The following is a 20,393-nucleotide window of genomic DNA, read 5'->3' as shown; positions in this document are numbered from 1 at the left end:
GCCGGAGTGAGGGCACTCCGAGCCTAGGCGAGGAGCCGAGTGGTGGGGCAAGAGCGTTTTGCTTACTTTTGCGCTTTTCAAAAGTGAGCCGCTGTAAGAGCGGAACCCATTTCAGCCATCACCCAAATAACGGATATACCCCCAAACAGCAGAACTTGCACCCCCCGCGCTCCCATGAAATAGTCAGCCAAGCAAGTGCTTGGTTGGCTACCATCGGAACACAAAGGAGCGCGTCCATGTCTGTCGCTATTCGTTTGCCGCTGCAAGTCTTCTTCGACCGCGAAGCCCGCCACCCACGGCAACGATTCCTGGTTCAGCCCATCAAGGGCGGCGAGGTCCAAACCCTCACCTGGGCCGAAGCCGGTCAACAGGCCCGCTGCGCCGCCCACTGGCTGCGAGCCCGCGACCTGCCAGTGGGCTCCCACATCGCCCTGATCTCGAAAAACTGCGCCCACTGGATCATCGCCGACCTCGCCATCTGGATGGCCGGCCACGTCTCGGTCCCGCTCTACCCCAACCTCACCGCCGACTCCGTCGCCCACGTACTCGAGCATTCCGAAGCCGCACTGGCATTTATCGGCAAACTGGACGACTGGCCCGCCATGTCCGCCGGAGTAAAGGCCGACCTGCCCACCATCAGCCTGCCGCTGTGCCCCGATGGCGAATTCGATTTCACCTGGGCCGACCTGCAAGCCTGCTCACCCATTCAGGACAACCCCGCGCCCGCAGCATCCGATCTAGCCACCATCATCTACACCTCCGGCACCACCGGCCTGCCCAAGGGCGTGATGCACAGCTTCGGCGCGCTGGCCTTCGCGGCCATCCGCGGCACTGAACTGTTCGGCCTGGGGGAGGGCGACCGCCTGCTGTCCTACCTGCCGCTGTGCCACGTCGCCGAACGCATGTTCGTGGAGATGGCCTCGATCTACACCGGACAGACAGTATTTTTCGCCGAGAGCCTCGACACTTTTCTGACAGACCTCAAACGGGCGAGGCCAACAGCGCTGTTCGGCGTACCGCGGATCTGGACCAAATTCCAGATGGGCGTCTATAGCAAAATCCCCGCAAGCCGCCTCGATACCTTGCTGCGCCTGCCCTTCATCGGCAAGCGGGTCGGCCACAAAGTACTCGCCGGGTTGGGCCTGGACGCTGTGCGCGTGGCGATCTCCGGCGCAGCCCCCGTGCCCGAAGCACTGTTGGTCTGGTATCGCCGGCTGGGCCTGGATGTGCTGGAGGTCTATGGCATGACCGAAAGCTGCGGCTACTCCCACGTGTGCCGCCCCGGCCAGCAGAAACTCGGCTGGATAGGCCCGCCATGCCCGGACGTCGAAGTACGCATCGGTGACGACGGCGAAGTCCAGGTACGCAGCGGCGCGACCATGCTCGGTTATTACAAGGACCCGGCAAAAACTGCCGAGACCCTCACCGCCGACGGCTTCCTGCGCACCGGCGACAAGGGCGAGCAGGGCACCGATGGCCGCCTGCGGCTGACCGGGCGGCTCAAGGAAATCTTCAAGACCAGCAAAGGCAAATACGTGGCCCCGGCGCCGATTGAAAACCGCCTGGCCGAACATGCACGCATCGAGCAGGTGTGCGTGGTGGGCGATGGCTTGAGTGCGCCCATGGGCCTGTGCGTGTTATCTGCCGTGGGTCTGCAAGATGCCGCAGGCGCTGGGCGCCAGGCTTTGCAGGGCAGCCTTGAACGCTTGCTGGAAGATGTCAACCAGGTGCTGGATAAACATGAGCGCTTGCGCCAACTGGTGGTGGTGAAAGACAGTTGGGCGGTGGAAAACGGTTTTCTCACGCCGACCTTGAAGATCAAGCGCAACGTGATTGAATCAGCCTACGGGTCGCAGTTCCTGGCCTGGAGCGAGCGCTCCGAAGCCGTGCTGTGGCAGGATTGAGCACTGACATAAAACCAATAAGGACCGATCAATGAGCCTGTGGCGCACCCAACCGAATATCGAGCAACTGAATGCGATTCAGAAAAACACCATCGGTGAAGTACTGGATATCCGCTTTGAACGTTTTGACGACGAGTCCCTGACGGCCAGCATGGTGATCGACCACCGCACCCATCAACCCTACGGCCTGCTGCACGGCGGCGCGTCGGTGGTACTCGCGGAAACCGTGGGCTCCATGGCCAGTTACCTGTGCATCGACGCCAGCAAGTTCTATTGCGTGGGCCTGGAAATCAACGCCAACCACCTGCGCGGCTTGCGCAGCGGGCGGGTGACGGCGGTGGCCAAGCCGATTCATATCGGGCGCACCACCCACGTGTGGGACATCCGCCTGACCAGCGATGAAGGCAAGGCCAGCTGTGTGTCGCGCCTGACCATGGCCGTGGTACCGCTGGGGGAGACGCCGCCGGCCCGATAGGCGTGGCGTGAGTGTCATCATTCCTGGCAGTTACAGTCATTGCCGTGACTGCCCGGTCTGGGGAGAATCAACACTCTGTTTACGGTGATGGATCAGGTATGTCGCAGCACGTGTTTTTCGCTCACGCCAATGGCTTTCCTTCGGCGACCTACGGCAAATTGTTTGCCGCCCTGGCCCCGGAGTACGCCGTCGCGCATTTGCCGCAGCACGGTCACGACCCCCGGTTTCCAGTGGATGACAATTGGCAGAACCTGGTGGACGAACTGATCCACCACCTTGAGCAACAACCGGAGCCGGTGTGGGGCGTGGGCCATTCGTTGGGTGGCGTGCTGCACCTGCACGCGGCCATGCGTAGTCCGCAGCTGTATCGCGGGGTGGTGATGCTGGATTCGCCGGTACTGACCCTGGCCGATCGCTGGGTGATCCGCGCGGCCAAGCGTTTCGGCTTTATCGACCGGCTGACCCCGGCGGGGCGCACCCTGGGCCGTCGTGAAGAGTTCGCCGACCTGGCGGCTGCGCGCCAGTACTTCGCCGGCAAGACCTTGTTTCGCGGCTTTGATCCCGACTGTTTTGATGCCTACCTGCAACACGGCCTGGAACCGGTGGGTGATCGCCTGCGCCTGCGCTTTGATCCGGCCACCGAAATCAGCATCTACCGCGGCGTGCCCCACACCAGCCCCGGCCAGGCCCGGCAACTGAAAGTGCCGCTGGCGGTGGTGCGTGGTCGCCAGAGCCGGGTGGTGATGCGTCACCATGCCAGCGGCGTGGGGCGCATGCCCATGGGCGAAATGTTGACCATGCCCGGCGGCCACATGTTTCCCCTTGAACGCCCACAGGACACCGCCACTTTGATCAAGAACCTGTTTGCCCGTTGGGAAGCTCGCCAGCGCGAGCGCAGTTGCGCATGACTGCGCCCGTCGAAGAAGTCCGCCTGGCGCTGCCGCACATCGAGTTGGCGGCGCATCTGTTCGGCCCTGAAGACGGTTTGCCGGTGATTGCCCTGCATGGCTGGCTGGACAACGCCAACAGCTTCGCCCGGCTGGCACCGAAACTCGATGGCCTGCGCATCGTTGCGCTGGACATGGCCGGCCATGGTCACTCGGCCCATCGACCCGTTGGAGCCGGTTATTCCCTGTGGGATTACGTCCACGACGTGCTGCAAGTCGCCGAACAATTGGGATGGAAACGTTTTGCATTACTTGGCCACTCCCTCGGCGCCATCGTTTCCCTGGTGTTGGCCGGCGCCTTGCCGGAGCGGGTGACGCACCTGGGATTGATTGATGGCGTGATCCCGCCGACCGGCACCGCAGACAACGCCGCCGAACGCCTCGGCATGGCGTTGCAGGCGCAAATGAACCTGCAGGACAAGCGCAAGCCGGTGTACAGCACCCTTGATCGCGCGGTGGAAGCGCGGATGAAAGGCGTGGTGGCAGTCAGTCGTGAAGCCGCCGAACTGCTGGCCCAGCGTGGCTTGATGCCCGTGCCGGGTGGTTACACCTGGCGCAGCGACAGCCGCCTGACCCTGGCCTCCCCCATGCGCCTGACAGAAGAACAGGCGATGGCCTTCGTGCGCCGAGTCGGCTGTCCGACACAGTTGGTGGTCGCCGAAGACGGCATGTTGGCGAAACATTCCGAATTGCTTTCCGGGCTTCCGTTCCAGGTGACTACCTTGCCCGGTGGCCATCATTTGCACCTGAATGACGAGCCAGGCGCTACCCTTGTTGCAGACTGTTTCAATCGGTTCTTCTCCACGCCTTGACTTGGCGGGGTCAACTGCCGAGGCTGGGCGGATCGAAAGGGAGTCAACCATGAACGATCTCAACACCGCAGCGCACCCCAATGGCCAGGGCGCGCCGATCCGATGAGTATGCCGAAGGGATTTTTCCGTGTTCTGGGGCTGTGCTGTTTCAGCCCGCTGGTGTTTGCCGCCGACGTACCGGGTAGCCAGGACTTGCCCGCCGTGGCCCGTCAGGTCGACGCGCAGATCGTCGACTACCGTCCCGCCGAAGAGAAAGAACGTATCTACCCGCTGGGCTCGATCCGCAAGATCAGCGGCCAGCTGCGCTATGAAGGCCAGGCCACCGCCCGCGGCCAAGCCACTGCCATCACCTACGAACTGCCTGCCGAGCACACCTCCAGCGCCGCCTTTACCGCCACCCGCGAAGCCTTGCAGGCCCAGGGCGCGCAACTGCTGTTCTGGTGCCAGGCCCGTGATTGCGGTGAAAGCAGCCTGTGGGCCAATGAAGTGTTCGGCAATGCCAAGCTGGTGGGCGCCGACGGCCAGCAGGAATACCTGCTGCTGCGCCTGGCGGCCCCGCAGGACAACTCCCTGGTCGCGTTGTACGGCATCACCCGGGGCAATCGACGGGCGTACCTGCACGTGGAACAGATGGACGCCAGCGCACCGTTGGGTGATTTGCTGCCGACCTCCGCTACGCTGCTGCGGGAACTGAAAAGCACTGGCGAGCTGGATTTTCCCAAGCTGGGCGCCGAGCCTGACGCCACCTGGCTCACCCTTATTTCCCGCGGATTGAACCTGGATGCCACGTTGCGGGTCAGTTTGACCGGGCCCACCGCCGAGGCATGGCGCCAGGGCTTGATCGATCAGGGCGTACGTGCGGCGCGCCTGGAAACCGGCACCACCGAAGCCAAGGGTTTGCACCTGCATCTGATACGCTGACCGTTCCAGGGCGAACGGACCCGCGCCGTTCGCCTAAGCTCTTGCTCTTACAGACTTCTTTTCGAGAAACCACATGCTCAATAACGATCGCCTGCTGGTGCAGATCCTGCTGCTGGTGTTGTTTGGTGCCAGCTTCTGGGTGATGGCGCCGTTCTGGTCGGCGCTGTTCTGGGGCGCGGTACTGGCGTTTGCCAGTTGGCCGGTGATGCGCTTGCTCACCCGCTGGCTGGGCGGTCGCGAATCGCTGGCCGCCGGGATCCTGACCCTGGTCTGGATGCTATTGGTGGCGTTGCCGCTGGTTTGGCTGGGGTTCAACCTCGCCGACCATGTGCGCGATGCCGTGGGCCTGATCAAGGATATCCAGGTGGATGGCTTGCCTGCGGCGCCCACCTGGCTCGGCTCCATTCCCTTTGTCGGCGAACGATTGGTGGCGATGTGGGACAGCATCGACCAGCAGGGCGCGGCACTGATGGTCACGTTGAAACCGTACCTGGGCCAGGTCGGCAACTGGTTGCTGGCCCGCAGTGCGCAGATCGGCGGCGGCATCCTGGAACTGACCCTGAGCCTGGTGTTCGTGTTCTTTTTCTACCGTGACGGGCCGCGTCTCGCGATGTTTGTGCATCGCTTGCTGGAGCGGTTGATCGGCGACCGGGCGGGTTATTACATCGAACTGGTCGCGGGTACGGTGCAGCGGGTGGTCAACGGTGTGATCGGCACCGCTGCCGCCCAGGCCTTGCTGGCGCTGATCGGCTTCTGGATTGCCGGTGTTCCGGGGGCTTTGGTGCTGGGGATCGTGACGTTCCTGCTCAGCCTGATTCCGATGGGCCCGCCGCTGATCTGGATTCCGGCCACCGCCTGGCTCGCCTGGAAGGGCGACTACACCTATGCGGTGTTCCTCGGTGTATGGGGCACGTTCATCATCAGCGGCGTCGACAACGTGCTCAAGCCCTACCTGATCAGCCGTGGCGGCAACCTGCCGCTGGTGATCGTGTTGCTGGGGGTGTTTGGCGGGTTGATTGCGTTCGGCTTTATAGGCCTGTTTATCGGCCCGACATTGCTGGCGGTGGCGTATAGCTTGTTGACCGACTGGAGTGCCACCCAGGCTCAGGTGCGGCGGGAAGATAAAACCGGGCAGTAATGGTTCCTGCAGGGCGCAGGAACCATTCCTACGCCCTTGGCAGCCACATTACGGCGGTAAGGCCGCCGCCCGGAGTTTCCTCCAGGCTCAGCCGTCCACCGAGGCGTTCCACGGCTTCCTTGGAAATCGTCATGCCCAACCCCACGCCACCGGAATTGCGGTTGCGCGAGCCTTCCAGCCGATAAAACGGTTCAAACACCGCCTCGCGTTTATCCGCCGCAATGCCCGGGCCGTGGTCGATTACCTTCACCACCAGCGCCTGCGGAGTGTCCGCGAGTTCGATGCGCGCGGTGCCGGCGTACCGCAGGGCGTTGTCGATCAGGTTGTTCAGGCACGAACGCAGGGCCATCGGTTGCACTTGCAGCGGCGCGCACTCACCACTGCATTGCACATCGGAGCCGCGGTCCTGGGCGTTTTCACTCAGGGACTCCACCAGCGCCTGCACATCCAGCCAATGCCGGGTTTCGCTGGTGCGCTGCTCGTGCAGGTAGCTCAGGGTGGCGTCGAGCATGCCGATCATGTCGTCCAGGTCCTGGCGCATCTGGCCCTGCAGCTTGGTGTCTTCGATCTGTTCCAGGCGCAGCTTGAGCCGTGACAGCGGCGTGCGCAGGTCGTGGGACACGGCGCCCAGCATGCGGGCACGCTGGGTGACCTGTTCGCGGATGCGCTTTTGCATCAGGTTGAAGGTCGATGCCGCTTGCCGCGCCTCTCGTGGGCCGGACTCGTTCAGCGGTGGGCTGTCGAGGTCCAGGCTCAGGCGCTCGGCCGCTGCGCTCAGGCGCTGGATCGGCCGGCTGAGCAGCTTGGCGCCATACCAGGCGGCGATGATCAGCGAGATAAACTGGAAGGTCAGTGGCACCACAGGCCCGCCGAACCAGGGACGGCGATGCTCCTTGGGCATTGGCGTCAGGCTGCCGTCCGGTTGCTCGATGAAGGTCTCGTGGGGCGGAGGGGGCGGCGGGCCATAATGGTGAAACCAGAAGAATGCCAGCGCGTGGGCCAGCACAATCGCCACCAGCAACACGCCGAACAGCCGCCCGAACAGGGTGTTGAAGGCGTTGCGCATCAGCCGATATCTCGGGCGTCGAACAGGTAGCCTTCACCGCGTACGGTCTTGATCAACTGCGGGGCCTTGGGGTCGTCCCCCAGCTTCTGGCGCAGGCGCGAGACCAGCAGGTCAATGCTGCGATCAAAGGCCTCGATGGAGCGACCCCGGGCCGCGTCCAGCAATTGTTCGCGGCTCAGCACCCGGCGCGGGCGCTCGATAAACACCCACAGCAAACGAAATTCGGCGTTGGACAGCGGCACCACCAGCCCGTCGTCGGCCACCAGCTGGCGCAGCACGCTGTTGAGGCGCCAGTTGTCGAAGCGGATATTCGCCCGCTGCTCGGTGCGGTCATCCCGCACCCGGCGCAGGATGGTCTGGATGCGCGCCACCAGTTCACGGGGCTCGAAGGGCTTGGACATGTAGTCGTCGGCCCCCAGTTCCAGGCCGATAATGCGGTCGGTAGGTTCGCAGCGGGCGGTGAGCATCAGGATCGGGATGTCCGATTCCGCCCGCAGCCAGCGGCACAGCGACAGGCCGTCTTCGCCCGGCAGCATCAGGTCGAGCACCACCACGTCGAAGGTCTCCGCTTGCATGGCCTGGCGCATGGCCGCGCCATCGGTCACGCCGCTGGCGAGAATATTGAAGCGCGCCAGGTAATCGATCAGCAGTTCGCGGATCGGCACGTCGTCGTCGACAATCAGTGCGCGGGTATTCCAGCGTTTGTCTTCACCGACAAGCGAGGCTTTTTGATCGTCATTCAGCACAGGAGTCAGGGTTTGCATGGTGCGATCATCTACCTGGTGGGCCGCCGGGCCGAAGCTCGGCGGCGAGGTTGTTGCGTTCAGCATAGGCGCCCAGCCCCGGGGCTGGAAGTTCTGTACGATGGTTCACGTGTGCGAGGCTAATCTTCGGGGGTATTGCAGGCATGTCGGGAATGTATCTGTTTCGACACAATTGCCCGGGAGCCCGCAATCTGGCGGCTAAATCGCGAATTACCGATCATCGGATCCCGCAAACCCGCTGCTTGCGCTACAATCCGCGCCGATTTCGACTTGCCTGAGAGCCCATTCCAATGTCCGCCTGCCAGACTCCTATCATCGTCGCCCTGGATTACCCCACTCGTGACGCCGCACTGAAGCTGGCTGACCAGTTGGACCCCAAGCTTTGCCGGGTCAAGGTTGGCAAGGAACTGTTCACCAGTTGTGCCGCCGAAATTGTCGGCACCTTGCGTGACAAAGGGTTCGAGGTGTTCCTCGACCTGAAATTCCACGATATCCCCAACACCACCGCGATGGCGGTCAAGGCCGCCGCCGAAATGGGCGTGTGGATGGTCAACGTGCACTGCTCCGGCGGCTTGCGCATGATGGCTGCGTGCCGTGAAGTGCTCGATCAGCGCAGCGGCCCCAAGCCACTGCTGATTGGCGTGACCGTGCTGACCAGCATGGAGCGTGAAGACCTGGCCGGCATCGGCCTGGACATCGAGCCACAGGAACAAGTGCTGCGCCTCGCGGCCCTGGCGCAAAAGGCTGGCCTGGACGGCCTGGTGTGCTCGGCGCTGGAAGCCCAGGCGCTGAAGACCGCCCACCCGGCGCTGCAACTGGTGACCCCGGGGATTCGCCCGGCGGGCAGCGCCCAGGACGACCAGCGTCGCATCCTGACCCCGCGCCAGGCCCTGGATGCCGGTTCCGATTACCTGGTGATCGGTCGCCCGATCAGCCAGGCGGCCGACCCGGCCAAGGCGCTGGCAGCGGTAGTTGCCGAGATTGCCTGACCTACCCGACCTGAAGCGGGCACGGTAGAAAAATGTGGGAGCGGGCTTGCTCGCGAAGGCGGTAGAGCAGTCACCTTATGCATTGACTGCCACACCGCCTTCGCGAGCAAGCCCGCTCCCACATTTGTTCTGCGGTGTGTCAGCTGACCTTCAACACCAACTTCCCAAAGTTCTCACCGTTGAACAGTTTCATCAGCGTCTCCGGGAACGTCTCCAGCCCCTCGACTATATCTTCCTTGCTCTTGAGCTTGCCCTGAGCCATCCAGCCGGCCATTTCCTGCCCGGCAGCGGCAAAATTCGCCGCGTGGTCCATCACCACAAACCCTTCCATGCGCGCACGATTGACCAGCAGTGACAGGTAGTTGGCCGGCCCTTTGACAGCTTCCTTGTTGTTGTACTGGCTGATGGCGCCGCAGATCACTACGCGGGCTTTCAATGCCAGGCGGCTGAGCACGGCATCGAGAATGTCCCCGCCGACGTTATCGAAATACACGTCCACACCTTTCGGGCACTCGCGCTTGAGGCCGGCATGCACGTCTTCGTTCTTGTAGTCGATGGCGGCATCAAAACCCAGCTCATCCACCAGGAACCTGCATTTGTCGGCGCCGCCAGCGATGCCTACCACGCGGCAGCCTTTGATCTTGGCAATCTGCCCGGCAATGCTGCCCACCGCGCCTGCCGCGCCGGAGATCACCACGGTCTCGCCGGCCTTGGGCGCGCCGGTGTCCAGCAGGGCGAAGTAAGCGGTCATGCCGGTCATCCCCAGCGCCGACAGATAACGCGGCAACGGCGCCAGTTTCGGATCGACCTTGTAGAAACCCCGCGGCTCACCGAGGAAGTAATCCTGCACACCCAAGGCACCGTTGACGTAGTCGCCCACGGCAAATTTCGGGTTGTTCGACGCGATCACCTTGCCTACGCCCAAGGCGCGCATGACTTCGCCGATACCCACCGGTGGAATGTAGGATTTGCCCTCGTTCATCCAGCCGCGCATGGCCGGGTCCAGGGACAGGTATTCGTTGTGCACCAGCACCTGGCCGTCCTGGGGTGTACCCACCGGCACTTCCTGGTAAGTGAAGGTGTCCCGCGTGGCCGCGCCGACCGGGCGTTTGGCGAGCAGGAATTGGCGGTTGGTCTGGGCAGTCATGGCAGCGACTCTTGAGAAGTGGACCTTGAGTGATAGACCCTTCGGGCTGCACCGGCAAGGTGCGCGGCACCTGCGAATGCCCACCGATCCACTGCAATGATAGTGATGCCGGTGCCGTTATCACTGCGGCTCATGGTTCGCCAACCGGGCTTTTGATAGTGCTGACGCGCCGATGGTGGCTCTGGCTAGACTGGGGTCATCGAGCATTCCCATCGAAGGAACATCCACCATGAGCATGACATTTTCCGGCCAGGTCGCCCTGGTGACCGGTGCGGCCGCCGGCATTGGCCGCGCCACTGCGCTGGCGTTCGCCGCTGAAGGCTTGAAAGTCGTAGTCGCCGACCTGGACGCGGCTGGCGGCGAGGGCACTGTGGCGCTGATTCATCAGGCCGGTGGCGAAGCGGTGTTTGTGCGCTGCAATGTCACCCTCGAAGCGGACGTGCAGCAGTTGATGCAGCAGACCGTGGCCACCTATGGCCGGTTGGACTATGCCTTCAACAACGCCGGGATCGAGATCGAGAAGGGCAAGCTGGCGGACGGCAGCCTGGATGAGTTCGACGCAATCATGGGCGTCAACGTCAAGGGCGTGTGGCTGTGCATGAAGTATCAACTGCCGTTGCTGCTGGCTCAGGGCGGCGGCGCCATCGTCAACACGGCTTCTGTGGCAGGACTTGGGGCGGCGCCGAAGATGAGTATCTATGCCGCGTCCAAGCACGCGGTGATCGGCCTGACCAAGTCGGCGGCGATCGAGTACGCGAAAAAGAAAATCCGCGTCAACGCGGTATGCCCGGCCGTGATCGACACCGATATGTTCCGCCGTGCCTATGAAGCTGACCCGCGCAAAGCCGAATTTGCCGCCGCCATGCACCCGGTCGGGCGTATCGGCAAGGTCGAGGAGATCGCCAGCGCAGTGCTTTATCTGTGCAGCGACGGTGCTGCCTTCACCACGGGCCAGGCATTGGCGGTGGACGGTGGCGCGACCGCGATTTAGGAAGTGAGGCGGATGCCATTCAGAAAAGCGTTGGAGGCGCTGTGGGTTTTTTCCGCAGGTGGCCAGATGCCTCACCTGAATGTGTTTCACTAGGTAAATAATTCAATTAAATCAATGATTTAATAAATCTTGATCGCGGCTGTCATTGGGCTTCTGTGCTTAACTGGTTTGGGTTAAATGACAACAGTTTAAGTGAGTGGCTCATGGATTTAGGGATCGATCGACAAGCCCTTGTACCGGTAGTGCAGCAAATCGTCAGTGCGCTGGCCGCCTGGATTCGCGAGAGCGGCGCCAGCCCCGGGACGCGGTTGCCCTCGGTGCGGCAACTGGCCCACGAGAACCTGCTCAGTCAGTCCAGCGTCATCGAGGCGTTCGAGCGGATGGTTGCCCAAGGGGTGCTGGCCTCAAGGCAAGGCGCCGGTTTCTGTGTGGCCCAGCCACCCGCCGAGCGTGGTCTTCGCGGTGAAAACCAATGGTATGAGGGCGCCGAGTCGGGGTGGGGCGCCTTCATCGACAATCAACTGGGCGAACTGAAACTGGGATGCGGCTGGCTGCCGGACACCTGGCGCGAGAGCGACGACATCAGCTACGCGATTCGTGAAGTCACCCGCACCGACACCGCGGCCGTCTTCAACTACAGCACGCCGCTGGGCCTGCCGGCCCTGCGTGAACAGCTGCTCAAGCGCCTGGCGCACATCCAGGTGGCAACCCGGGTCGAGCATATCCTCACCACCCACGGCGCGAGCCATGCCCAGGACCTGCTGATCCGCACGTTGCTCAAGGCCGGCGATACCGTGGTGGTGGAAAGCCCGGGGTACGGCAACCTTTACCGCCAACTGGCCTTTCACGGTGTCAAGCTGCTGGAAGTGCCGCGCACCCGTGGCGGCCCGGACATGCCTGCCCTGGAAGCGCTGTTGCGCGGGCACCGGCCCAAGTGCCTGTTCATCAACAGCCTGTATCACAACCCCACCGGCACCAGCCTGTCCCTGGCGGTGGCCGAGCGCTTGCTGCAACTGGCCCATTCCCAGGACTTCTTCATCATCGAGGAGGACGTCTATGGCGACCTGCAACATGCCACGTGCACCCGGTTGTCGGCGTTGCCCCACGAGGACCGGGTGATCTATGTCTCGAGTTTTTCCAAGACCCTCAGCAGCGCCTTGCGGGTGGGGTACCTCACGGCCAGCGGGGCGATCATCGCGCAATTGGCCAGGGTCAAGACCTTGACCGGCATCGGCACCTCGCGGTTTGCCGAGGCGGTGGTGGCGACGTTGCTGGCCAATGGTACCTACCGCAAGTGGGTGCAACGTCTGCGCCGGCGGCTGAGCACGGAAATGGCCATGACCCTGCAGGTGCTGGAAGACGAAGAGTGGGAGGTGTTTGCGGTGCCGGCGGGGGGCATGTTCCTCTGGGCGCGCCCTGGTGTCGGCGACCGTTCCACCGTGCAGGCACGGGCTCGCCGGCTGGGGGTGTTGCTGTCGCCGGGGACGCTTTTCAGCCCGACGGGCGAATCCAGCGACTGGCTGCGCATCAATGTGGCCTACGCTTCTGATCAGCGTGCACTGGCGTTGTTCAAGGCCATGGGGCCGGCAGGATCGACCTCTACCATTCTGAAAACGACGAGGATGTAGCTTTTTGCCATTATTGTGGCGCCAAACCCTTGTATTCAGTGCCCCGGGGTTGCGAATCTCGCTGCATCGAAACCTGGCTTGATGGCATTCGCCATTGCAAGAGGACTCAAGTGCAATGATTTCTGCCGTGCAACGACGTTTTGCCAACCTCGGTATGGCCAAGAAACTGGGCTTGGGCTTTGCCCTGGTACTGCTGTTGACGGCATTGGTGGCCGCAATTGGCGTATGGTCGCTGCAAACCGTTGGCCAGCGCTTCGAGGGCCTTAAAGCCATGTCGGCGCTCAACAGCGGCTTGCTCAAGGTGCGCTTGATCGAGCAGGACTACGCGTTGCATGCCGACCCCAAGTCGGTGGATGCCTTGCACGAAAGTGTCGACGCGTTGGCGGCCCAGGCGGTAATTCTCAAGGCCCAGTCGCCTGCCAATGTCCCGGTGATGAGCGACGTCGAGCAGGCGCTGGCGGCGTATCGCAAGGCGTTCGATGAGTTTGTCGAGCTGACCCAGACCAAGGACCTGGCGCTGGAAATGGCCAGTTGGTCGGTTTCCAGTGTCGCCAACAACCTTGATGTGTTGCAGGCCGGGCTGGCGGACGACGGCGCCTATGGCCTCAAGGAAAGCCAGGGCAAGGAAGGTGCCGAATTCATCGAGCAGGCGGGGCAGGTCAGCCAGGTCTCGCGCCTGATGCTGCAGGCCATGAACGAAGCGCACGTGCGCCTGGACCAGAGCCGCAAGGGCGATGACGAGAACGCCGAGCAGGGCAAGATCGAGCAGGCCGATCAGGCCCTGGCCCAGGTCGAACAGCTGAAAACCACCGTCAAGGATCCTGGCTACCAAACCGTGCTTAACGAAGTGTCCGGGCATATCGCGGCCTTCAGCGAAAAACTCGGCGAATACACCGGGCTGCTGGCCCAGGAAAAAGTCGTCTACAAGCAGTTGCACGAACGTGCAGCCGAAGTGGTCACCCGGGTCAATCAGGCCTACGACGCAGAAGACCTGTCGATGCAGGCGCAGTTGAAGAAAAGCGCGTTGCTGATCATCGGTTCTTCGGCGTTGGCGTTATTGGTCGGGCTGATTGCCGCGTGGATCATCACCCGTTTGATCGTTGCACCGCTGCGCAGCGTGATTGCAGTGGCCCAGCAGATTGCCGCCGGTGATCTCAGTGGCCGCATGGAAGTCAGTCGTCGGGACGAGATGGGCCAGTTGATGCTCGCGATGCAACAGATGAGCAGCGGCCTGAGCAGCATGGTCAGCGGGTTGCAGGCAGGTATCGAGCAACTGGCCAGCTCGGCCCATTCGCTGTCCAGCGTCACCGAGCAGACCAATATCGAGGTCAGCAGCCAGAAGGAAGAAACCGAGCAGGTGGCCACGGCCATGAACCAGATGACCGCCACCGTGCACGATGTGGCGCGCAACGCCGAAGAAGCGGCCCAGGCGGCGCAGACGGCGGATGACAAGGTCGATAGCGGCCAGCAGGTGGTGCGTCAGAGCTTGCAGCGTATCGAGTTGCTGGCCAGCTCCGCGACCTCCGCCAGTACCAGCATCGAAAGCCTGAGCGCGGAGATCCAGACTATCGGTACCGTCCTTGAGGTGATCAAGAGCGTGGCCGAGCAAACGAACCTGCTGGCGCTGAATGCGGCCATCGAGGCGGCGCGGGCGGGCGAGCAGGGCCGCGGTTTTGCCGTGGTGGCCGACGAGGTGCGGGCGCTGGCCAAGCGCACCCAGCAATCGACCGAGGAAATCGAACGGTTGGTCAGTACCTTGCGCAGCGCTGCGCAGGCTTCGGTGCAGCAGATCAGGCAGAGCGGCGAACTGGTCAAGCTGGCGGTCAGTGATGCCCTGGAAACCGAAAGCGCCCTGGGCAGCATCGCGGCGGCGGTGTCGTTGATCCAGCAGATGAACCAGCAGATTGCCGCAGCGGCCGAAGAGCAAAGCTCGGTGGCCGAGGAAATCAACCGCAGCGTCACCAGCATCCGTGCGAGTGCCGATCAATCGGCGTTGAGCATGCAGGGCAATGCAGCGTCGAGCATCGAGCTGGCGCAGTTGGGTACGGAGCTTAAGGGGATGGTCGGGCACTTCCGCCTTTGATCACCGCAGGCCTGCGGTGATCAAAGGGCAGGGCGGTCAGGCGTTGTTGGCCAGGAAGGTCAGCAGCGCTTCGTTGACGAAATCGGGGTTTTCCCGGCTGGAGATATGCCCGGCGTGCGGAATCAACGTCAGCGCGCAGCCGATCAAGGCCGCCATTTCCTCTGATTCGGCCGGTGGGCGTGGCTTGTCCTGCTCGCCACACATCACCAGGGTGGTGTCGGTGTCGAGGCGCGCCAGTTGTGCCAACACATCCGCGCGGCTGAAGATAATCCGGCCCAGGGGCACGATGCTGTGCACCAGGCGTTCCTTGGGGAAGGCCTGCAGTGCGTTGCGGAAATCCTGGTACAAGGCCGACTCCCGGTCGATACCGGGACGGAAGAAGATCGGTGCCACCACATCCAGCAGCGGTTCCGGAATGGCGCCGGCATCTTCGATCATCTTGAACAGCGAAAAGTAGTATTGGCGAGTGGCTTCCGGCTCGGCGCCCAGGTGCGTGTCCATCAGCACCAGGCTGTTGACCCGCTCGGGAGCCAGCAGCGCCAGGCGTGCGCCCCACATGCCGCCGACCGACAAGCCCACGAGGTTGACCTGGGCAATGTCCAGGTGATCCAGCAGCGCCAGGTGCTGGCGTGCGAGGTCGTCCAGGGATGCAGTGTTTGCAGGCAGTGCGCCGGACTCGCCGTGGCCCCAAAGCTCGGGGACGATCACCCGGTACTGTTGCGACAGGGCTTCGATCTGCGGCGCCCACATCTGGCTGTCCCACAGGTAGCTGGAACCGAGGAGAACGGCCGGGCCGGTGCCCTGGTCGAGGTAGTGCAGCGGTTGTCCATCGATGAGCACGACAGGCATGGCGAAGCCCTTTTCGTTAACGGAGAGAGGGGCCTTTTTTACGCTATTCGAGGGGAAGGGGATAGGTGCAGAGTGATGGCATGTGGCGAGCGGGTTTGCCGCCCACCACAATGGCAGGGGATCAGTCGTAGATGGCTTTCTTCTTCCAGTCGGCGTCCGCATCCACCACTTTCAAGCCTTCGGTCAATTCGTTGACCTCGTCTTCAGCCGGTTCAAGGTTGGACAGCACCATGGAGTTGGCGCGCGCCAGCTGTTTCTCGAGCAATTGCAGCTGCTGGCTGTACACCACCGGCTCCGGTTGCTTGCGCAGGTACTGCACGCCGCGTTCGAACGCCAGGCGAGCCTGGCCCGGCTGGCCTTGTTGCAGCGCGTGCTGGCCCAGGTTGTTGAAGAACTCGATGTGCAGCAGCACCAGGATATGGCGAATTTCCTTGATCCAGTGCTTGGCTTCATTGGTCGGCAGGAAACCGTCCTGGGCCGCTCGGGTCACCTGGCCATGCAGTGCTTCGAGCAGGAAACGTACATCCTTGGCCTTGGCTTCGGTCTGGATCGGGCCGGGCGGGTTGTTCACCGGAATCGATTCGCCCTGGGCCACCAGCGCGTTGAGTTCAGTGATGCGTGCCTTGAGCGACGCATTGGACTTGTCGAGGTTCAGCAGGCGCTGGTTGACGTTGAGCTCCAGGCGGGTCAGCAGCAACTTGAGTCGCGGCGTCATCAACTGGCCAGGGAAGGTCTCGGTGATTTCGCCGCAGCGGCGCAGCCGGTCATTGAGTTCGATCCGGGTCCGGTTCTTTTCCAGCTTATTGTTTTCCACCACGTGGTTCATGTAGCCAATGGCGATCAGTATTACGATCCCGGCTATTACCAGCAGGGTGATCATGAGTGGTGTCACCGGTGTGACCTCTTTATGGGGTTTGCATTGAAGTGTAGTGACTGGTGCAGTGACCGGATAGGACTGAGCGACCAGTTGCGTCAGTAGTTTCTTCTATATAGCGGGGCAGTCCCTGCGTAGATGCACATTGCCATCATTTGCTGTGGCGAACTATAGCGCCTTGTGGAACGCCAGAATATAGGCGCCAAAGCCTGGACGGCGAGAAACCCTTGCAACCCCCGTAAACCACGGCGAAGTCATTGATTTAAATAAATTTATCCTTGGGGGTTGACGACCTCCCAATCCATCCATAGAATGCGCGCCACTTACAGCGTAAAGCACACAGCGAAACGCGGTAGGGAGTGAATGTTGTACGTGTGTCCCCTTCGTCTAGTGGCCTAGGACACCGCCCTTTCACGGCGGTAACAGGGGTTCGAGTCCCCTAGGGGACGCCATATGCGGGAATAGCTCAGTTGGTAGAGCACGACCTTGCCAAGGTCGGGGTCGCGAGTTCGAGTCTCGTTTCCCGCTCCAAATTTAAGCAGTGTTGCCCTCGGGCGGCACTGAGTGAAACCAGGGCGTAATCTTCGGATTTAATCTCTGGGCACTGAAATACACACCATGTGTTTCAGTAGCGTGTCCCCTTCGTCTAGTGGCCTAGGACACCGCCCTTTCACGGCGGTAACAGGGGTTCGAGTCCCCTAGGGGACGCCATTTGCGGGAATAGCTCAGTTGGTAGAGCACGACCTTGCCAAGGTCGGGGTCGCGAGTTCGAGTCTCGTTTCCCGCTCCATATTTAACGAAAACGCCGATCAGCAATGATCGGCGTTTTTGTTTGTGGGTTTTTTGTGAGCTGGAGTGCAATGCCCCGGCCCACGTTGCGTTTGTACCGCTAGAAATTATCCATCGCGTGGCACATCGACAGCCTTCCCGACGGCGTCGGTTCAATCGGACTCCATCGTTCGGCACCTTTCGGCAGCTCAGCAAGCTCGAATGAGCAACTCCCGGACATTGATGCTCGCACCATGTAGTCCATGCCGGGCTTGGGGATAAAGGTCATGGTGTTGAAACATTGCCGGCCATATTGCGGCAACCCAAGGTAATGAAAGGCAATGGGCGTGTTCGCCGGAATCACCTGTTCGGACGACACCGCACCGTCCCAGGTGTAAATCGGCCCCGGCATCCCCAGGCTTGCGCCATTGCGGTCGGCGAAGCCGGATTTGGCGGACACCATCACGCCTGCTCCGGGAACATTCCAGTCCAGGCAATCGCGCCCGGGCACTGCGCGCACCATGCCGTCGCTGATAATGCGCAAGCGCGCCGTCTCGGCAGACGGTGGCGCTGTATAGGCGGTGTTGAGGGAGCGGACGTTATATACCTGGCCACAGCCGCTGAGGAGCAACAGGAACAGGGCGGGAATGACACGTAAAGTGCTCATGGCTGGCGGCAGTTCTGGCTGACCGACAGATGCGGCGCGGGCTCATGGCTGACCATCTGCAAGCCATCGGCGCCCTGGAAGATAAAATATGTGCTGCGACAATCCCTGAATGTCTGCGAGTAACCCTCAGCCCGGAATCCCTGCCCGTCGATCTTCCTGGTCACCGTATTGTCACGGCTGACCACGGCGAGTACCTGCTCATAGCTGTCGCCCATCTTCACCCCCGGCAGCCCGGTGGAGGTCATGGAATTGGCACAACCTGCCAGCCCGATGGCCGCCCAAACCAGCGCCGTACCGTACAGTCCATTGCGTGTGGTGTTCATCCCTGCTCTCCATCCATGAGGTGTGCAGGGTTGGTCAGCGCAACGGCGGAAAAGTGCAACATTCATATCTGGCAATGTGACATTGCCCGCAAATCATGGGATTTGCAGGCAACGGCTCACGGCTTGCCCGGATGCGGCTCCGGGTACTCGCTTGTCGCGTCCAGTGCCTTGGCGTACGGCCCGTCCCACAGCTGTTCGTGTAAATCTCCCACACGCTTGGCCATCGCCTCACTGCGCATCACCACTTCCAGGTTGCGCGAGTTATCGAAATAACCGCCCAGCCAGTTACTGGTCCCTACCCACGCCACTTGCCCGTCGATTTCCATGGTCTTGCTGTGGATCACCCGCGCATAAGGAATGAATCCTTGCTTGGCCTCGGGCAGCGTGACGATCTTGACCTCGACATTCGGCAGCACCGCCAGGCTTTTCAGGTACGGCAATTCCAGCGCTTCGGTGTTCCAGTTGGATACCATCAACTTGATCGAGACCCCGCGCGCTGCCGCTGCACGCACTGCATTGTCGATCATCGCGTAGTAAGGCCGGGTTCTGTCAGGTCCATAGGACAGCGGCGCGTAGTCCAGCAGTTGTACGCGCACTTCCTTTTTCGCCTCGCCCAGCAGGCGTGGCAGTTCCAGCTGCGAATCACCCACACCCGGCGGGTTGTAGCGCTGGGGGCTGGCTACCAGGTAGTTGCCGGTGCGTGCCGGTGTGGCGCCTGTGGCGGGCAGGGCAACAGGCTGGTTGTCGGCCAACGCAGCCTGGGCCTGCCAGTCCTGTTCAAAAATGGCCTGGGTCTGGGCGACGACATTTGCATCACTGATCAACAGCCCGGTTTCGTGGATATGCTCCAGCGAACGCCAGTCGAAGTTCTGGCTGCCGATAAACGCCTGCTTGCCATCCACTACCATGTACTTGGCGTGGATGATCCCGCCACTCAGCTTGCCATAGGGCAGGATGCGGAAGGTCAGGTTGGGAATGGCTTTCAGGCGCTCCAGGGTCGAGGCTTCCGACAGCCGCACGCCTTTTTCTTCCAGCAGGAAGCGAATTTTCACCCCGCGTTTGCCGGCGGCTTCCAGGTGTTCAATCACCTTGTCCATCACCGAGCCAGGATGGTCGGCCGCGTAGAACTGGCCGATGTCGATGCGGCTTTTCGCGCCGTCGAACAGCTGGATCCACACGGGGCCGGGCTGGCGCAGATCGGCGGTGCCAAGTTGGGTGTCCACTGGCACGGTGTGTACCAACTCAAATCCCGGAATTGAAAAGTCCGCCTGGGCAAGCGGACTGAGGAGCAGGCCTGCAAGGCCGGCGATACGTAATTTCAGCGATATGGACATAGGCGTCTCATCGGGCAAAAAAAGGGCGGGCGCATGATGCGCTCGCCCCGGGAAGGTCACGCAGTGCGGGTGTGCAGCGGGGTCGGTACCAGGTGCGGCACTTCACCCTGCACGCGGGCACCGGTTGCAGCGCGGATCAGCAGGATTTTCAGCTGGTCGTTGATACGCTCCAGGCTGTCCTGGAAGAAGTTGTGGAACACCACGCAGAACAGCGCGATGGCGATACCCAAACCCGTGGCGAACAGGGCCGTACCGATACCACCGGAAATCTGGCCCGGGTCGGACACACCGGCGCTGGCCAGCGCCTTGAAGGTGTCGATGATGCCGAGGATGGTCCCCAGCAGGCCGAGCAGCGGCGCGGCGGTGGTGATGGTTTCGATGATCCACAGGCTGCGGGACAGCGGCGCGCGGGTCTTGAGGTACTGGGTTTCGATCTCGTCGTCCAGGTCCTTGCGCGAACCATGGGACGCCTTCTGCGCCAGGATCGGCAGCACCATGCTCAGCGGCAGGCTGTCACGGCGAGTCAGGTTTTCCGGCAGGTCGCGTTCGCTGTGCACATTGGCGCCCAGCACTTCGGTCAATGCACGGGCCTGGCGGCGCACGTAGGCGAAGTAGATGCCACGTTCGATGGTGATGAAGATTGCAATCGCCAGTGCGGCGTACATCACATAAAAGGTGATTTGGTGAAGCAGGTTCATGTCCATGATGCTGAG

Annotated in this window: 19 protein-coding genes, 4 tRNA genes and 1 pseudogene; 15 read left to right on the top strand and 9 right to left on the bottom strand. The window is 62.1% G+C overall.

Going from position 1 to position 20,393, the window contains the following annotated elements; genetic code table 11:
- The first annotated feature begins 236 nt into the window (after positions 1 to 236).
- The 6 genes from HX824_RS30770 (at position 237) to HX824_RS30745 (ending at position 6,197) form a co-directional block, all read left to right on the top strand.
- Positions 237 to 1,904, top strand: coding sequence for an AMP-binding protein (locus HX824_RS30770; protein WP_177055941.1), 1,668 nt, complete (start codon positions 237 to 239; stop codon positions 1,902 to 1,904).
- Positions 1,905 to 1,935: 31 nt separating this feature from the next.
- Positions 1,936 to 2,379 (top strand): hotdog fold thioesterase, encoded by a 444-nt coding sequence (locus tag HX824_RS30765; protein WP_003217165.1) that lies wholly within the window; start codon positions 1,936 to 1,938, stop codon positions 2,377 to 2,379.
- Positions 2,380 to 2,477: 98 nt separating this feature from the next.
- Positions 2,478 to 3,287 (top strand): alpha/beta fold hydrolase, encoded by an 810-nt coding sequence (locus tag HX824_RS30760; RefSeq protein ID WP_008431257.1) that lies wholly within the window; start codon positions 2,478 to 2,480, stop codon positions 3,285 to 3,287.
- Complete coding sequence (locus HX824_RS30755) at positions 3,284 to 4,138, top strand: alpha/beta hydrolase (RefSeq protein ID WP_087695368.1); 855 nt, start codon at positions 3,284 to 3,286, stop codon at positions 4,136 to 4,138. The genes HX824_RS30760 and HX824_RS30755 overlap by 4 nt, the downstream gene beginning before the upstream one ends.
- Positions 4,139 to 4,240: 102 nt before the next feature.
- Complete coding sequence (locus tag HX824_RS30750) at positions 4,241 to 5,059, top strand: DUF4892 domain-containing protein (RefSeq protein WP_003217171.1); 819 nt, start codon at positions 4,241 to 4,243, stop codon at positions 5,057 to 5,059.
- A 73-nt stretch (positions 5,060 to 5,132) separates the two neighbouring features.
- Positions 5,133 to 6,197: an AI-2E family transporter gene (locus HX824_RS30745; RefSeq protein WP_003217173.1), complete on the top strand. Its 1,065-nt coding sequence runs from the start codon at positions 5,133 to 5,135 to the stop codon at positions 6,195 to 6,197.
- Between the two features lie 28 nt (positions 6,198 to 6,225).
- Here HX824_RS30745 and HX824_RS30740 read toward each other — a convergent pair whose 3' ends face one another.
- Both HX824_RS30740 and HX824_RS30735 read right to left on the bottom strand, forming a co-directional pair.
- Positions 6,226 to 7,263 carry a cell wall metabolism sensor histidine kinase WalK gene (locus HX824_RS30740; RefSeq protein WP_003217175.1) on the bottom strand — a complete coding sequence of 346 codons (1,038 nt, stop codon included), beginning with the start codon at positions 7,261 to 7,263 and terminating at the stop codon, positions 6,226 to 6,228.
- On the bottom strand, positions 7,263 to 8,027 hold the full coding sequence (locus tag HX824_RS30735) for a response regulator (RefSeq protein WP_032898726.1): 765 nt from the start codon (positions 8,025 to 8,027) through the stop codon (positions 7,263 to 7,265). The genes HX824_RS30740 and HX824_RS30735 overlap by 1 nt, the downstream gene beginning before the upstream one ends.
- A 290-nt stretch (positions 8,028 to 8,317) precedes the next feature.
- On the opposite strand from HX824_RS30735, the gene pyrF reads away from it, so the two are divergent.
- Entirely contained in the window at positions 8,318 to 9,016 is a 699-nt protein-coding gene (gene pyrF, locus HX824_RS30730; protein WP_003217180.1) for an orotidine-5'-phosphate decarboxylase, read from the top strand.
- Between the two features lie 139 nt (positions 9,017 to 9,155).
- On the opposite strand, the gene HX824_RS30725 is transcribed toward pyrF, so the two are convergent.
- Complete coding sequence (locus tag HX824_RS30725) at positions 9,156 to 10,163, bottom strand: NADP-dependent oxidoreductase (protein ID WP_087695366.1); 1,008 nt, start codon at positions 10,161 to 10,163, stop codon at positions 9,156 to 9,158.
- Positions 10,164 to 10,392: 229 nt separating this feature from the next.
- Here HX824_RS30725 and HX824_RS30720 point away from each other — a divergent pair, with 229 nt between their 5' ends.
- The 4 genes and pseudogenes from HX824_RS30720 (at position 10,393) to HX824_RS33065 (ending at position 14,865) form a co-directional block, all read left to right on the top strand.
- Entirely contained in the window at positions 10,393 to 11,154 is a 762-nt protein-coding gene (locus HX824_RS30720; protein WP_008431261.1) for an SDR family oxidoreductase, read from the top strand.
- Between the two features lie 203 nt (positions 11,155 to 11,357).
- Positions 11,358 to 12,782, top strand: a complete 1,425-nt coding sequence (locus HX824_RS30715) for a PLP-dependent aminotransferase family protein (protein WP_003217187.1) — start codon at positions 11,358 to 11,360, stop codon at positions 12,780 to 12,782.
- A 115-nt stretch (positions 12,783 to 12,897) separates the two neighbouring features.
- A pseudogene (locus tag HX824_RS33070) lies at positions 12,898 to 14,004 on the top strand (HAMP domain-containing protein); the annotation flags it as partial.
- Positions 13,984 to 14,865: a methyl-accepting chemotaxis protein gene (locus HX824_RS33065; RefSeq protein WP_371315662.1), complete on the top strand. Its 882-nt coding sequence runs from the start codon at positions 13,984 to 13,986 to the stop codon at positions 14,863 to 14,865. The pseudogene HX824_RS33070 and the gene HX824_RS33065, both read left to right, overlap by 21 nt.
- Positions 14,866 to 14,901: 36 nt before the next feature.
- On the opposite strand, the gene HX824_RS30705 is transcribed toward HX824_RS33065, so the two are convergent.
- The gene (locus HX824_RS30705; RefSeq protein ID WP_177055939.1) at positions 14,902 to 15,714 is read right to left on the bottom strand and encodes an alpha/beta fold hydrolase; all 813 of its coding nucleotides are present in this window, start codon (positions 15,712 to 15,714) and stop codon (positions 14,902 to 14,904) included.
- A gap of 121 nt (positions 15,715 to 15,835) precedes the next feature.
- Positions 15,836 to 16,594: a hypothetical protein gene (locus HX824_RS30700; RefSeq protein ID WP_003217193.1), complete on the bottom strand. Its 759-nt coding sequence runs from the start codon at positions 16,592 to 16,594 to the stop codon at positions 15,836 to 15,838.
- A 370-nt stretch (positions 16,595 to 16,964) separates the two neighbouring features.
- Here HX824_RS30700 and HX824_RS30695 point away from each other — a divergent pair.
- The 4 genes from HX824_RS30695 to HX824_RS30680 all read left to right on the top strand — a co-directional run bounded on the left by HX824_RS30695 (position 16,965) and on the right by HX824_RS30680 (position 17,378).
- A tRNA-Glu gene (locus HX824_RS30695) sits at positions 16,965 to 17,040 on the top strand.
- A gap of 3 nt (positions 17,041 to 17,043) precedes the next feature.
- Positions 17,044 to 17,119: transfer RNA gene (locus HX824_RS30690), tRNA-Gly, on the top strand.
- Positions 17,120 to 17,223: 104 nt separating this feature from the next.
- Positions 17,224 to 17,299 (top strand) — tRNA-Glu (locus tag HX824_RS30685).
- A 3-nt stretch (positions 17,300 to 17,302) separates the two neighbouring features.
- Positions 17,303 to 17,378 (top strand) — tRNA-Gly (locus tag HX824_RS30680).
- Between the two features lie 99 nt (positions 17,379 to 17,477).
- On the opposite strand, the gene HX824_RS30675 is transcribed toward HX824_RS30680, so the two are convergent.
- The 4 genes from HX824_RS30675 to HX824_RS30660 all read right to left on the bottom strand — a co-directional run bounded on the left by HX824_RS30675 (position 17,478) and on the right by HX824_RS30660 (position 20,384).
- The gene (locus HX824_RS30675) at positions 17,478 to 18,023 is read right to left on the bottom strand and encodes a hypothetical protein (protein WP_102606451.1); all 546 of its coding nucleotides are present in this window, start codon (positions 18,021 to 18,023) and stop codon (positions 17,478 to 17,480) included.
- Positions 18,020 to 18,346, bottom strand: coding sequence for a hypothetical protein (locus HX824_RS30670; protein ID WP_177055937.1), 327 nt, complete (start codon positions 18,344 to 18,346; stop codon positions 18,020 to 18,022). Before HX824_RS30670 ends, HX824_RS30675 begins: the two co-directional genes overlap by 4 nt.
- A 116-nt stretch (positions 18,347 to 18,462) precedes the next feature.
- Complete coding sequence (locus HX824_RS30665) at positions 18,463 to 19,680, bottom strand: phospholipase D-like domain-containing protein (protein WP_102606453.1); 1,218 nt, start codon at positions 19,678 to 19,680, stop codon at positions 18,463 to 18,465.
- A gap of 56 nt (positions 19,681 to 19,736) precedes the next feature.
- Entirely contained in the window at positions 19,737 to 20,384 is a 648-nt protein-coding gene (locus tag HX824_RS30660) for a MotA/TolQ/ExbB proton channel family protein (protein WP_003217203.1), read from the bottom strand.
- Positions 20,385 to 20,393 lie beyond the last annotated feature (9 nt).

This window comes from Pseudomonas sp. D4002 (genome assembly GCF_013385665.1).
Lineage (GTDB): Bacteria > Pseudomonadota > Gammaproteobacteria > Pseudomonadales > Pseudomonadaceae > Aquipseudomonas.
This window is presented reverse-complemented; position numbering and strand designations above follow the sequence as displayed.